General features: G+C 54.6%; 9 protein-coding genes. 1 reads left to right on the top strand and 8 read right to left on the bottom strand.

Annotation, left to right across the window (positions count from 1 at the left end; all coding sequences use genetic code 11):
- Positions 1-20: 20 nt before the first annotated feature.
- Positions 21-1,055, top strand: coding sequence for an alpha-L-fucosidase (locus tag ACI6NM_RS00915; protein ID WP_262427552.1), 1,035 nt, complete (start codon positions 21-23; stop codon positions 1,053-1,055).
- Here the strand turns inward: ACI6NM_RS00915 and ACI6NM_RS00910 are convergent.
- From ACI6NM_RS00910 to ACI6NM_RS00875, 8 genes are all read right to left on the bottom strand, one after another.
- Complete coding sequence (locus ACI6NM_RS00910; protein WP_215653563.1) at positions 1,050-2,237, bottom strand: serine hydrolase domain-containing protein; 1,188 nt, start codon at positions 2,235-2,237, stop codon at positions 1,050-1,052. The two genes, ACI6NM_RS00915 and ACI6NM_RS00910, sit on opposite strands and share 6 nt — an antisense overlap.
- 92 nt (positions 2,238-2,329) lie before the next feature.
- The gene (locus ACI6NM_RS00905) at positions 2,330-5,353 is read right to left on the bottom strand and encodes a suppressor of fused domain protein (RefSeq protein ID WP_262427551.1); all 3,024 of its coding nucleotides are present in this window, start codon (positions 5,351-5,353) and stop codon (positions 2,330-2,332) included.
- 332 nt (positions 5,354-5,685) lie between these two features.
- Positions 5,686-6,312, bottom strand: coding sequence for an alpha/beta fold hydrolase (locus ACI6NM_RS00900; protein ID WP_262427550.1), 627 nt, complete (start codon positions 6,310-6,312; stop codon positions 5,686-5,688).
- Complete coding sequence (locus ACI6NM_RS00895) at positions 6,309-6,719, bottom strand: hypothetical protein (protein WP_262427549.1); 411 nt, start codon at positions 6,717-6,719, stop codon at positions 6,309-6,311. Before ACI6NM_RS00895 ends, ACI6NM_RS00900 begins: the two co-directional genes overlap by 4 nt.
- A 34-nt stretch (positions 6,720-6,753) precedes the next feature.
- Positions 6,754-7,032 (bottom strand): Imm32 family immunity protein, encoded by a 279-nt coding sequence (locus tag ACI6NM_RS00890; RefSeq protein ID WP_262427548.1) that lies wholly within the window; start codon positions 7,030-7,032, stop codon positions 6,754-6,756.
- Between the two features lie 16 nt (positions 7,033-7,048).
- A complete protein-coding gene (locus ACI6NM_RS00885) occupies positions 7,049-13,243 on the bottom strand; it encodes an immunity protein Imm33 domain-containing protein (RefSeq protein WP_262427547.1) in 6,195 nt (2,064 codons plus the stop codon).
- A 15-nt stretch (positions 13,244-13,258) separates the two neighbouring features.
- On the bottom strand, positions 13,259-13,609 hold the full coding sequence (locus ACI6NM_RS00880; RefSeq protein WP_262427546.1) for a DUF6547 family protein: 351 nt from the start codon (positions 13,607-13,609) through the stop codon (positions 13,259-13,261).
- A 36-nt stretch (positions 13,610-13,645) separates the two neighbouring features.
- Entirely contained in the window at positions 13,646-14,077 is a 432-nt protein-coding gene (locus tag ACI6NM_RS00875; RefSeq protein ID WP_438501012.1) for a hypothetical protein, read from the bottom strand.
- Between the last annotated feature and the right edge of the window lie 45 nt (positions 14,078-14,122).

Raw genomic sequence — 14,122 nt, 5'->3', positions numbered from 1 at the left:
TTTTACCGGAGGTATTGGAAATGGATATGAGAAAATGGTTTAAAGAGGCCCAGTACGGCATGATGGCCCACTGGGGACTGTATTCCCTTCTGGGCGGAGAATGGAACGGAAAAAAAAGCAGCAGCTATGCGGAATGGATCCAGGCCAACCAACGGATCCCCATGGCAGAATACGACAAGCTGGCAACGGCCTTTAACCCGGTGTATTTTAACGCGGACCAGTGGATCCGTCTGGCAAAGGAATGCGGGATGAAGTATTTCGTCATGACCAGCAAGCACCACGACGGCTTCGCCCTCTTCCATTCCAGGGCCGACCGCTTCAACGTGGTGGAGGCCACGCCCTTTGGCCGCGACGTGGTAGGAGAACTGGCCGAGGCCTGTTATAAGCACGGTCTGAAATTCGGTCTCTACTATTCCCAGGATCTGGACTGGCATGAGGAGCACGGCGGCGGCTATCTCTCCGGCCATATCCCCTGCGCCGGCCAGTCCTGGTGCAACGACTGGGATTTTCCCAACAATGCGAAAAAAAACTTTGATATCTGTTTTGAAAACAAGATCCGCCCCCAGGTGGAGGAACTCTTAAGAAATTATGGGGAGCTGTGCCTGATCTGGTTTGATGTGCCCATGACCATCCGGGATTCCCAGAGCCGTGAGCTTTTCGAGCTGGTAAAAAAATACCAGCCGGACTGTCTGATCAACTCCCGGCTGGGCAACGGCGCTTATGATTACGTTTCTCTGGGGGACAACGAGATCCCGGATTCCATTCCCGGAGATGGGGAGCTGGATCCCGCCGGGCTGGATCTCAATGGCTGCGACGGCTTAAAGCCCTCTCCCTACGGCCTTTACGAAACCGCCGCCACCTTAAACCACAGCTGGGGCTACTGTGCCTGGGACCAGGACTGGAAAAGCGCCGAGACCATCCTGGCCATCCGGAAGAAATTAAACGGCCTGGGTATTAACTATCTTCTAAATGTGGGCCCGGACCATCTGGGCCGGATCCCAGGAGCCAGCGTGGATATCCTAAGAGAGGCGGCCAGACGGCAGGGGGCTTTATAATAGTCCGCCTGCAATGGCCCGGAAAAAATCCACATGCTTCAGCTCATAGTCCTGGGACATGAAATCCGGATCCGCACTGGTCTTTACTATGATGATCTGCCTGGAGGGATCTGCGTACATCCACTGGCCATAAACGCCGATGGCCATGAACTCTCCCCGATCCCCTTCCGGCACCCACCACTGGTACCCATATCCAATGGCGTTATAGACGTCCTGGTTTGCCCCGGGCCTGGAATAGGCTGCGCTGACATCCATGCTGTCCCTCACCCATTCTTTTGTGAGGATCTGCTCCCCATGGAAGCTGCCCCCGTTCAGATAAAGCCTTGCAAACCGCGCATAATCCCTGAGGGAGACGCTTAAGCCTCCCATGGCCAGCTCCGTCCCGTTGCTCAGAGTCCAGTATGCGTCCTGCTCTGCGCCGATCCGTTTCCAGAGCTTCTCCTCCATATATTCCGCCAGGCTGCGTCCGGTGGCATTTTTAATGATCTGGCCCAGGATCTCTGTATTAATGCTCTGATATCTGCGGTGGGTATACGGCTCCTCCTGCACCCCATGGTCTGCGATCACCTTCATGGATGGTGTGCCCATGAGGGTGCGCATGGAAAACCGGCTCATATCCGTATCCTCATTGAAATCGATCCCGGAAGCCATCTGCAGGCAGGCGCGGATCGGAATGGACTCCAGATCCGTCCCTGCAAACTCCGGGACATACATTCCAATGGGATCCTCGATGCTTTCCACAGCGCCTTCGGCTACTGCGATCCCCATCAGCGCTGAAACGAAGGATTTTCCCATGGAATTGGACGAAAACAGCGTCTGGGGATCCCCTCCATAAAAATATTTTTCATATTTGATCACATCGTCCTTCACCACCAGCAGGGCCGAGGTCTTTGTATCCTCAAGAAATCCCTCTGTTGGATAAAATCCACCCTTAAACCGGAAGCCGTCCGCCAGGGAAACGTTTTCTTCCTTTAAAAACTGGAAGGGATCGTTTCCCCGGCTTATTTTCTTTGTCGGCTGGATCTCCGGAGTATGCTGGAAGGTATACGCCAGATTTTCATCCTTAAAACTCCTTAAGGAGGTGTGGAGGATCTTTATCTTCTCTCCAAAGCAAAGCCACAGTGCTCCGGCCGCAATGGCTGTACAGGCAGCCGTCATCCCAAATTTATGTATCTTTTTCATCTCTTCGATTCCTTTCCTGTTCCCGTTTTCTGATCACCCGGTCATTTTAAACCGTACAGCAACAGTACAGTCAAGGGGTTCTGAAAAGTTTTTTATAAAAGATCTGCCGGCCGGTCCGGATGGACTACAAAGTCCGCCTCCGCAAGCTTTTCCAACAGGGCCTCCGCATTGTGTTCCAGCTTATACTCCAGCTCCTCCCGGTGCAGGGGGATGACCTGGTAGAAGTTGATCTCCTCTCCGCCGGGAAGATGACAGAAAAAGCCTTCCTTCCGGATATTCTGAGGCTCTCCCAGGATCGCGCCGCAGAGCTTTGTGTCCTCTGCAAAGGGCCTTTGATTGTCCATGGTGTGACCCCAGCCCAGCCATGTATCTGACTGGATGGGCAGACGGGCCAGTACCTTTAACAGACGGACCGGCCAGTACCACCGCTCATCCTTCATGGACTCCTCGTCCAGCCTCCAGTCCGGCGGCAGGGCAATGGCCAGCTCTGCCCGCTCCAGACGGTATTTTGCCAGCTCCTCCGGGACCTGCATCCGGCGGGCTCCCATGCCCATGGTGACCAATGTATAATACTCCCGCTCCCCGTCAGGGGGAACCACACAGATGTCCACATGGATATCCGGCGAGACCAGCTCATGGAAAACATGCCCGATCTCCCCAAAATATTTCCGGATATGCTCTTCCACTGCTTCCATCTCTTCTATGGTATAAACCTCCGGCCCGCTGCTCTCCTCCGGGGACCAGAACGCGCCCTCCTTTTCGGTCCCGTCCGGAAGGAGGAATATCTGGAAATATTCGTCCTCTTCCATCAGATGATAGACCAGGCCCATGTGATAATCCAGTCCCACCAGCACCGTATCCAGACAGGCCGGCCTGCCGTCCGGGTGGTTCCGTTCCAGCCACCGCCCCTCCTTAAGCCAGTCTGCCAGCCGCTCCAGCCAGTCTGCGCTGAGGCTGGACATGCCGGCCTCGTTCATCTGGAATACCAGATCAAAGGTCTGTCCGTTTACTGTGTAGGGGAACTGGGTAAACGGCCCGTCTGGCGCATACTGCTCCGGTTTCGGCCCAAAAATATTCCAGAACCGTTCCAGTCCTTCCCGATTGACGGTAATGCAGGAAATGGACCGCTGCTTCTCATCGGCATCTTCATCCAGGCCCTGCTGGAGATTCCGGTCGGCTCCGGGATCGATCCAGTGGTATTCCATCCGCTCCAGCGGCTCCCCGGCCTCGATCTCTCCTTTGAGCGTCAGGAACTCATGATCGCCAGGCTCCAGCTTAAGGCCGTGGGCCACGGCCTCCAATGCTCCGGCTTTATCGCCGGAATGGGACCGCAGCTTGGCCGCCTGCAGCCAGATCCATGGATAATCCGGTTCCTCCCGGATCCCCTTTTCTGCATAATCCAGTGCCTCCTCCAGCCGGCCGCAGTACATCAGGGCCACCGAGTACCGGTAGTACCATGTGGCACAGCCCCCGGCATTTTTCTCTGAATCCTTCATCCACTGGGCCGCCTTATAATAATATCTGTACTCATCCAGATTGTTGCAGGCATAGGAATACCACAGGGCGATCTTAAGATCCTGTCTGGCCTGCCGGCTGGTAAACCGTCCCGTCTCCACGCCCCGCTCAATAAAGTCCTCCAGCCACTGGAGCATTTTCCCAAAATACCCCGATACTCCATCCTCAAAGGATCCCAGCGTTTCAATGTCCTGGGCCGAAAGCAGGGAACCGGTCTTTGCATCCACCTGTGGCTCTCCCTCCTGTTCCCACAGGCGGACGGCCCCCACATCCCTCCTGAACACGTGGAATCCGCCCCAGGCCATATCTGTTCCAGCAAAAAATTCCCTGGCCGCATCCAGGACAGCGGGCAGATCCCAGGCTATAAGATCCAGATACCCGTAATACAGGCCAGTGGCCCCGCCCAGAAACGTCACTGCATCCTCTCCCGCATGTTCCCGGACCGACTCCCGCAAGGCGTCCCGGAACGTTAAAATTTCCTCCGCCCGTCCTTCCCCGGTAAATCCATCCAGTGGATAACACAGGAAGCCGGCCGCAATGCCGTCTCTGTGGTAATCGTCCATGATTCCGCTCTCAGACCTCATATAGTCGTTGATGAGGACCGGCAGGCGGGTTGAACCGGCCCCCACATCCAGACGCCAGTCGGCCTCCGGATCCTTCACCGGCTCCAGCTCATAGGCAATGTAGCTGTTTTCCAGATAATCCCCAGCATCGTCCCATCGTGTATATCCCATATCCCGAAGCTTCCCCGGAAGCTCAGAAAGCAGGACCGCTGTTCCAGACCTGGGCTGTTCCACAATATCCAGATCATGGATGAGAGCAATGGAGGACACCTCCCCCAGCACCTGGTCTGTGAGGGTACAGAGCAGCCACCATACCTTATCTTCCTCCTCCCTCATCAGCGGCAGGAGCTTCTCACAGTAAAGAGTCAGGGAAACCCGGTCCTCCCTGGGCTCTGTCCAGACCAGCACGTCCTCCGCCTGCACCTGGAGTTCCCCGGCCTGGAGCGAAAATCCCGCTGAGGGCTGACGTCCCACCAGGATATTCCAGTGCTCCAGCACAGACTCCGGCGCACGGCGCTGGAAATAGACCAGCGGGAACAGGGCCGACCGGTTTCCGTCGGCGCTGAGGATCAGTTCATACTTCTCCACGCCAACGCCCAGTTCAAAGGAGGGGGAACAGAAGGCCAGCTCCAGGACTTTTTGGCATTCCTCCACCAGCTCTTCTCCCCTCTCCCGCATCTCATCCGTATCCATGATCCGGCGAAGCTCTGCCTCGATCCCGGCAAAAGCTGCCCAGGCCTCCTTCGTCCGCTGCCGGAAATTCTTCTCAAACCCCGGCAAAGCCAGACATCGGCGGCAGCTGTCGATCAGCTCCTGAGTATCCGCATCGCCGGGGCGGGCTTCATGGGGCTCCAGCAGGCCAATGGCCCTCTGGAACAGCTCCCGGTCTCCCGGCTCTGCCAGATTGCTGTATGCCCGGGCCAGCTCGCTGTCCATCTCTGGCGTGCGCTCCCCGGCAGGGATGGCCTCCAGCGTGTCTATGATCTTCTGGAATTCATCTTCCTCATTCCATTTCTGGCATTGTTCCAGCAGCTTCATAAATCATTCCTCCTTATCAGTTGTCGTAGCATCCGCCCATGTGCCAGCCAGGGCCATGATGTGCTCCATTTCACCATGGATCTGAATATCAGCCTCTCATCTGCCGTTTCCAGGAACGGCATCACATCCAGAACCGCCCTCCGGATCCTTCTCTAGGACGGGATACGTCTTTCACGCCATGGGCGTCTGTACCTTTATCCGAAATATAAAGTCAAAATTTAAAATTAGTATTTATTATAATAAACGAAAACCAGGAAAGATGCAATCTCTTTCCTGGCTGTCTGTGTCAGTTTCTCCGGGCGGTCCCAGAGATCGTTTTATAAGATGCCCGATCATCCCTTTCCTACATAATATTCATCCAAAACTCTCGCCAATGCCTTTGAATTTTCCTCGTTTACAGCATGTCCGGCATTTTCTACAACGCTCAGCACCGCATTTTCTATATTCTGCGAAAAATAATACGCCGACTTCCTGTTCACGCGGTCCTTCTCTCCACAGATGACCAGCACCGGGCAGGTTATTTCCTGTATCCGGCTTCTGAAATCCAGTTTTTTCATGGAGTTTACCAAATCGAACGTGTCCTTCTTATCAAATGCCATCCCCTGAAAAGCGGACCGGGGCAGAAACCGGAAGATCACATTCTGAAACCCAAGGGCCGCTTTGGGGATTTTATGAGGCGTTCCAATCAAAACAAGGGTTTCTACCTTTTCCGGAAAATCCAGCGTATAATTCAATGCCAGGATCCCGCCTAAAGAAAGGCCGCACAGGTGGAACGGTCCATCCAGGGCGCTGCAGTATTCGATCAAAGAAGAATATAAATTCTCATAGACCGCTTCCTTCCCCTTCAGAATCGAGCATAAATCCGGACATAAAATATCCTTCTGATCGTTCATGCAGGAAATTGTTTCCTTCCAGCTTGCCGCTTTATGGCCCGTACCATGAATTAATATTTTTTTCATCCTCTAATACCCTTACTTCTATTTTCTAAAATCGTTTGCGGAATTTCAGAAAACCTTTTCAGAAGATACGCCTTTCCCTTTTCTCCCTTCCACCTGTGCCAGAACCAGAAAATACTGCCCGCAAACATAAGGCCCGCAATTATAAAGGCATGGTGAAACCCTGTCTTTTGAAGAAATATATAGCTTAAAAATGAAGCGGCAGATATGGAAACCCCAGATATGCCAAGGGCGATCCTAAGGACTTTTTTCTGTGACAACCCTAAAAAATAGTTTTCCCATTCTTTGGGCTGGAATCCAAGCTGTCTCCCCTTAAGCCAAAACAAAAGAAGGACCAGCCCCAGCGCGATCCCCTTGCTTGAAAGGAGATGTATTGTCATTGAGCATATCAAAACCGTAAATTCTTTCATGGGATACTCCCTCCCGTAAGTCTGGCTTTTTCTTTCATGGTTTTAACCGTTCCTCCTTTCGGATCAGGATACTTTTTTCCTCGGAGTTGATGCTATACAGGTCGTCCAGATGGATGTGAAATCCATCCTCACGAATGGTTTCTGCCATACCCAGCGTGGCTTTCGCCAATAGGAGCAGCCCCGCCCGGTTTCCTGTTAACTCCAATTCATTTCCATCGGCATGAATGGTAAATGAGAGGTAGGCTTCCGGCTCCACTGGAAGAATGGGCAGCTGTTCATTATTCAGTTGAATGGTCAGTGTTTTCGTTTGCATTGCCAGGCCCCCAACATCAATCCCACCAGAAATACCAGACGGTGGACTGCCGCAGCACATCCGCCAGATTGCCCACGGTGGGATCATCCTGCTCCTGATCCACGATGTCCGGGCAGAAGCCGTACTGTTCTGTGGCAGCCTCCATAGCCTTCTCCTTGGGAACGGGAGCCGGGAGCAGAAACTCCAGCTCATCGTTGCTCATGGCGGCAGGGATGGCACCATGCTGCTCGAACCAGTATTTCGCCGCTGCCATCAGGTCCGGTGTGTCGGGACACTCATTCCAATTTCCAAAGGGCAGATAGGCGAATATCTCCCAGGGGTTCTTTACCGGAATTTTAGCCAGAATGAGCGGATATGTCATGTGACTGTCCGAGTCCCAGTAGCAGGAGAAGCGGTCATTGTCATAGCCACCCTCCATCTCGCCCAGGACTTCCTCATCCCAATCCAGATCATCATCCTCGGCCTCTGCTCTACGCTGGCCGGTCAATTCCTCCAAAAGAGCCTTTCCGTCCTTGACGGGAGCGGAGAGCATCTTCTTCCGATACTCCGCTACCGTTTTGAGGTCAAATTCGTAGAAGTCCGCATCATGCTCCGGGTCGGCGTTCATCACCAGACACTCCAGCAGCGTTTCATCATCCGCCTGGATAAGAACTGGAACAAAGCCCTCTCTAACGCTTTCCCGTTTGGCATAGCTGTATGCCGACATGATGGGGTCATCATCTGCCATGGAGGGGAAATAGGTGCACTCGCAGTCCAGATACTCCATGACGGCCTGAGCCGCCTCGGAAGGCTCCAGCGTGTCCTCGTCGAAGTCCTGTCCCTGCCAGTTGGCGAAGCGTTCCTCAATCACTTGAGCCATGTCCTCATAGTAGTCCTCGTCAAAGGGGATGAACAGGTAGGCTTCATCTTGGAACTCATCGGAGTGATACCGCTCTGGGCCGAAGAAGCGGAGGGCGTTGTCGTCAACATCGGCAGGATAGTAGGGACTGTCGCCCTCTCCGTAATAATAGCCTGCAAAGGCACGGCCTTGCTGATTGAACAGCACAGAGAACAGACAGCCGTCCAGCTCATCCCGGATAAACTCCCGCAGATCCACGCTGACAGGATCGGCTTTGACCTGTTTGGCCACTTCGCTGTATTCTTTCAGGAAGTCCTCGCCCATCAGGTCGTGCTCCATGCACCAGCGCAGGTAGATGGCCATGTGGTTGTAGGCATTGATGGGGTCAATCGGCAGTTCCTTCTCCTCAATGCTCTCAAGGTGATAGGAGGCGTCGTCCATCTCGCCGCCAAAATCATCGTTAGAAAGGGTGCCTCTGGTGACGGCATCCTGGCGATCCGGCTCCACCACAAAGCTGATGCCGTCCATTTCGTCCAGCAAAGCATCCGCTTCATGGGCCATCTTATATTCCAATTCATCCCGGTAGAGGGGGATCACCTGATAGAAGTTGACCTCCTCGCCGCTCGGCAGGATGCAGACCTCGCTGCCATCTTCAGTGTCCTGGGGACCGGTCAGAATGGCGGCGCACAGCTTTGTATCTTTTGCAAAGTCATCCCCATTGTCCATGGTATGGCCGAAGCCCAGCCAGGTATCACTGGCAATGGGCAGGCGGGCCAGCACTTTCAGCAGGCGGATGGGCCAGTACCACTTTTCGTCTTTCATGGACTCCTGATCCAGCTTCCAGCCCGCAGGCAGGGCGATAGCCAACTCCGCCCGCTCCAGCTTGTATTCCGCCAGCTCCTCCGGCACATTCATCCGGTGGGCACCCATTCCCATGGTCACCAGGGTGTAGTAGTCCCGTTCCTCAGTGGGCGGCACAATACAGATGTCCACATGGATGTCAGGAGAAACCAGCTCGTGGAACACATTCTCGATCTCGCCGAAATACTGCTGGATATGCCCCTCGACGGCCTCCATCTCCTCCTCGGTATAGACTTCGGGATTACTGAATTCTTCTTCATCCTGCGTATCCTCATTGTCTGAGTGGCCGCAGCTGTCATCCTCCGTATCTCCCTTTATAGGCGCGTAACCGATCTTCAGGGTCATCTGCTCCTCCGGCAGGGAGACACCGGGGCTGCGGGTGATGGCGTGCTTATCGTCTGCCGCAAAGCCGATGGTCTCGCCGTCTTGCAGCGTCACATCACACGCCAGCACATAGGAGGCAAGGCTGGCCAAAAAGTCCCGCAGTTCCTCCGGCTCGGCATCGGCGTTCAGCACCTCCATCTCCTCCTTGCCGAACACATCCATGCCGTAGGTGTAGCCGTTCAAGCCACCCTCGCTCCGGTACAGGCCGAACCAGATCCAGTTGAAGATGGGCAGTTCGTCCTCTTTCATCATATCAGCAAGGCCCTCATAGAAACGAGGCTCAAATACCACGCCGCTGGTGTAGACACCGGTGGCGTATTTCTGCTTGCAGCACACTGCCATCGCCTTGGTGAACAGCTTACCTCGTTCCAGCAGTTTTTCCTCCTCGCCCAACACAGCCACCATGATATGGGCCTTGTGCGCTTTGGCCGCCTCTATGGCCTCTGGCCACATGTAGTTGTTTTCGGCGTTGATCTCCGCTTCATTGTCCGGGATGTGACCGTGGAAAAGTGTCACGATCAGCATCATATTGCCGACCCGCATTACCACAGCGTCATCGCTGTTCTCAACATCTTCGTCGCCCTCATCCGGCTCCTCATCTACGATACCCCATTCTTCCCGCAGATCTCGGATCAACTGCTCCTTGTCCCACTCTGCTTTGGAGAGGAGCACAGATCCGGCAAAGGAACCCTTATGGTCGGTTTCCTCCTCGTCGGCGTCATCCTCAAGACCCTCTGCATCTTCATCCAGATCATAGAGGGATTCATGCTCCAGTCCGCGGATAAATTCCTCAAAGCTGTCTGCCAGATGGGTAATTTTATAGTCATTTTCCTGATCCACATGGACTACCGCAGGCTCTCCCTGGGGGCCGCAAGCCCGGTAGTCCAGGAAAATCATATCGTGTCCGGCGCTTGGACAGTCACAGATGGCCACACCGATGGCAGGATACTCCCACTCATCGATCATAAACTGACTGCCCAGCTCTCCACAGAGGGAGCAGCTCTTTTCCCGTCCGATTCCGAAAATGCCGGTGATGGCCACATGATCATCTGACCAACAGGTAGGCTCATCGCAGGGATAGCAGGTGTTCACCGGAATGCCGCCGTTGTGCTGCTTCATCAGCCAGATATAGGCGGCAGGCAGCTTATAGCCCAGTTCCTCCTCCACACTGGCGATCAGCTCATCGGAAGGCGGATCACTGACATATTCTTTCAGTGCATACCAATTATCATCCCAGAAGCTGGTGAGGTCGAAGCCCTCAAATGGAGTATCACCGGGCACGAATTTGGCCTTCTTCTTCCGGCTGTGCTGGCGTTTCCGGATCTCCGCCTTACACTCCCGGATCACCGCCGGGGCATTTTCGTCCTCCGGGTCCAGTTCCGCCCACCGTTTAGCGTAGGGAATGGCCTTTTCCTCCTTCCCATAGAGATACTGATAGCCGTAGGCCATCCGCATATTCCACTCTGGCTTGTCCTGGCCTTCCTCCCGGACGGACTCCAGCACCTCGATGGCCCTCAGAAGGGCTTTGTCTCCCTTGGATTTCAAAGTGCCCTCGTCATGGTCCCCGATGATGGCGTAGTTTTCCAGCGCCCGGGCCAGGGCGTAGGCGGTGCGGTAGTTCCGCCATTCCTTCGGGATGGCATTGAGTGTCTGGATACAGCGGGTGTACTCGTCCTCGTCGTTCCACTGCTCCAGCTGCTGGAAGAATTCTTCTTCGTTCTGCGGGGTGTAAGGGATATAGTCCATACCCGTCAGCGTCTCGTCCAACTCGTCATCCTGATTCTCAGTTTCTGGCCCATCATCTTGTTGCTTTAAGGGCACAGAACCTGCTTCGCGGCGGAAGGTGTGGAAGATGGCCCATGGGATGTCCGTGCCTTCAAAGAACTCTTTTGCCATGTTCAGCGCCTCCCGGATATCCCAGGCGATGAAGTCCACATAACCGCAGTAGAGGCCGGTTGCCCCGCCGGTAAGAGTGAGCACTTCCAATCCTTCCTCAGTGGCAAACACTTCTTCCAGCTTATCCCGGAAGTCGAAGATCTTCTGACTGCCTTCCTCCTCCCGCAGGGTATCCAGGGGATAGCAGAAGAAGCCCGCCACCGCGCCGTCGGCATGGAGATCGTCCATAAAATCATTGTCGGCATTCAGATAGCCGTTGATGAGCGGCACACAGCAGGTGGAACCGGCCATCACATCCAGCCGCCAGTCGGCATCCGGGTCCTGGTTGGGTTCCATTTTGTAGCCAAGATAGCTCTCCAGATAGGCTTCCGGATCGGTGGAGAGTTCCAGGCCCCGCTCCTTCAGAGCGTCGGGCAGTTGGGACATAAAAATGGACGGCTCTGCCTTGGGCTTTTCCAACACATCAAAGCTGTCTATGTATCTCATGTGGGGGATCTCACCCAGCACCTGATCGGTGAGGGTGGTGAGCATCCACCAGGCCCGGCCTTCCTCCTCCCGGAGCATAGGCAGCAGCTTTTCGCAGTAGGCGGTGATGGCAAAGCTGTTTTCACCTTGATCCTCCAGCCAGATCTGTACATCCTCCCCAGAGATATCCCAACCGTCCTCGGTGCGCAGACCGATGTTCTGGAGGGGCTGACGGCCCACCAGGATATTCCAATGCTCCAGCACCTCCTTGGGGGCGTGTTTCTGGAAATAGACCAGTTCAAACAATTTGACCTTGTCGCCCTCTGGAGTGAGGATCAGCTCATGCTTTTCGCCTCCCACGCCCAGTTCAAAGGAGATCTCATCAAAAACCAGCTTCAGGGTTTCCTCCATTTGGGCCACGATCTCCGCACCACGGGTGTGATCCTTGTCCTCGTCCATCATCTGGCGCAATTCTGCTTCCATTTTGGCAAAGGTTTCCCACCAGTTCTCTGTCCGCTCCCGGAAGCACTCCGAGAACTGCGGCAAGGAAATGCCCTTCCTGCACCAGTCGATCAGCTCCATGGTGTCCTCGTCACCAGGGCGGGCCTCCAATGCTTTTTCAAAGTATCGCAGAGCCCGGCCCTCTTGATCCAGATAAAAGTAAGAGTAACCCATGCGGAAGTTCCAGCAGTGGTCTCCCTCAAAGTATTCCTCATGGGGTTTCAAGAGAGCGATGGCCTTTTTGAGCAGCCCACGGTTGGAAGGTGCCCCCAGATTGTTGTAGGCCCGGGCCAGCTCGCTGTCCATCTCCGGGGTGCGCTCCTCGGCGGGGATGGCCTCCAGCGCGTCGATGATCTTCTGGTACTCGCTCTTTTCATTCCACTTCTGGCATTGCTTCAAAATGTCCATATCAGTCTCCTCCTCGTCCTCATCCGGTTTCCAGTCTTTGATCTGCTGGAACACGCCGTTCTCATCCAGCTCAAAGGCGCAGGGGGCGGGGGTGTTCAGCAGAGGAATGATGTCGGGATCGTCGTTGCAGATCGTATTCAGCTTGTAGATCCCGGCATTGTTGGGGTCGTCCATGTACGCCTCGCTCTCGTCACCAGCGGTGAAGCGCCAGCCGCTGTCCCAGCCGCCGTCCGGCTCCTCCCGATAGCAATAGCCAACCTTGCAGCCCTCCACCGTGATACGGTTGGTGGCGATGCAGCCATCGGCACCTTCCCAGTCTGGAAGCAGATGTTTCACATCTTCCGCCTTTACATGGTAGTTCCGGTTACGGCCGGAGGCTTCGTACAGCTCTTTCCGCAGCATCTCCACCTGATAGGCCATATCTGTGATCTCATCCTCGCCCATCATCTCGCTGATGTCGTATTCCAGCGGGGCATGGACAAAGTCCTCCAGGGCCTTGTCCATGGCCTCGTGTTCCTCTGGCGTGGCGGTGATGCGGATACGGCGGGCGGGTGTGTTGTACTCGTCCAGATCATGTAGGTTCACACTGCCGCTGACACTGCACTCCAGCAGGATGGCGGCCAGATCGGTGACCACATCAATGGCAAAGTGGAAGTCCATCTCCACGCCATTGGAGTGGGTGAACTCCAGATACTCCACAGTCTGGCGGAAGTCCCAGTTCTGCTTATCCAGTCCGATCTTGGTGAAGATCTCGCTGAGAGGGATCTCCTCTTTCTTCAGGTCTTCCAAAAATGCCACAAGGTTCAGACTGTCGTCGGAACCGCCAATAAAGTCGCCCCAGTATTTGTCGATATACATCTGTCAAACCTCCTATTATTCCGGCCACTCATCTCCGTCGCAACGGCTGATGAAGTCATAGTGCAGGCTCTCAAAATAGTCGTTGGGATAGGATTCACCGTCCTGCTGAAGCTCCAAACCATCCAAGTCCATCATTTTATTGATATAAGCAAGGGTAGTATGGATACCCGCAATATGTTCGTCCTGAAGCATCTCGGCTATTATGCTTTTCTGCTCCGGGATCAGTGTGGCGAGAAGTTCATTTTTCGCCTTATTGTCCTCCGTCTTGGGGAAACCATCCCCCTTGACCCACCGGGCCGTTATGCTGTCTTTCCGCTCCACAAGACCGTCAATAAATGCTTTATATAGTTCCAGTTCCTTACTCATGTTAAACCCTCCATTCCCACGTGATTTATTTCCAGATCAAACTCCCATCTTCACCCGGATGATAGGCCGATGAAAGTCATGATCTCCGTTTCGTTCATTGTCCTCCTGCACTTCCGGCTTACAGTGAGGCGAACAGGGCAGGAAACCGAGAAATGGGCCCAGCCTGCCGCAGATATTGCATCCGCCATCACCTCCGCAGGTGGTAAGCCTATCAGTCTGCACCACTTCCCGCATATTGGGATCGTAGGCGATGGACAGGCCGAAGAAGTTGGGTTCCTCCATGTCATAGGGCCGGTTCTCATCCTCATCCATGTCCTCAAACCAGTGCAGACGCATGAAGTAGTCTAACCCATCTCCCCATGGGAACAGGGTCCGACCCCCGCCGCCACACAGGTAGGCCCACTCGTCCGCCGTGGGCAGGGAGAAGCCCTGTTTTTGCAGCCATTTTTGAAAGTCCAGATAGTCCACCTCGTGATAGAGGCTGACCTGCTAGCTGTCACCATCCTGCTTGAA

This window comes from Pilosibacter sp. YYHA0881, from assembly GCF_051602715.1.
Taxonomy (GTDB): domain Bacteria; phylum Bacillota; class Clostridia; order Lachnospirales; family Lachnospiraceae; genus Alitiscatomonas; species Alitiscatomonas aceti.
This window is presented reverse-complemented; position numbering and strand designations above follow the sequence as displayed.

Coding starts and splice junctions, on each gene's coding strand:
- ACI6NM_RS00880 (WP_262427546.1), bottom strand. CDS start 13,609: ATGAGTAAGGAACTGGAACTATATAAAGCATTTATTGACGGTCTTGTG.
- ACI6NM_RS00915 (WP_262427552.1), top strand. CDS start 21: ATGGATATGAGAAAATGGTTTAAAGAGGCCCAGTACGGCATGATGGCC.
- ACI6NM_RS00910 (WP_215653563.1), bottom strand. CDS start 2,237: ATGAAAAAGATACATAAATTTGGGATGACGGCTGCCTGTACAGCCATT.
- ACI6NM_RS00885 (WP_262427547.1), bottom strand. CDS start 13,243: ATGTATATCGACAAATACTGGGGCGACTTTATTGGCGGTTCCGACGAC.
- ACI6NM_RS00905 (WP_262427551.1), bottom strand. CDS start 5,353: ATGAAGCTGCTGGAACAATGCCAGAAATGGAATGAGGAAGATGAATTC.
- ACI6NM_RS00895 (WP_262427549.1), bottom strand. CDS start 6,719: ATGAAAGAATTTACGGTTTTGATATGCTCAATGACAATACATCTCCTT.
- ACI6NM_RS00890 (WP_262427548.1), bottom strand. CDS start 7,032: ATGCAAACGAAAACACTGACCATTCAACTGAATAATGAACAGCTGCCC.
- ACI6NM_RS00900 (WP_262427550.1), bottom strand. CDS start 6,312: ATGAAAAAAATATTAATTCATGGTACGGGCCATAAAGCGGCAAGCTGG.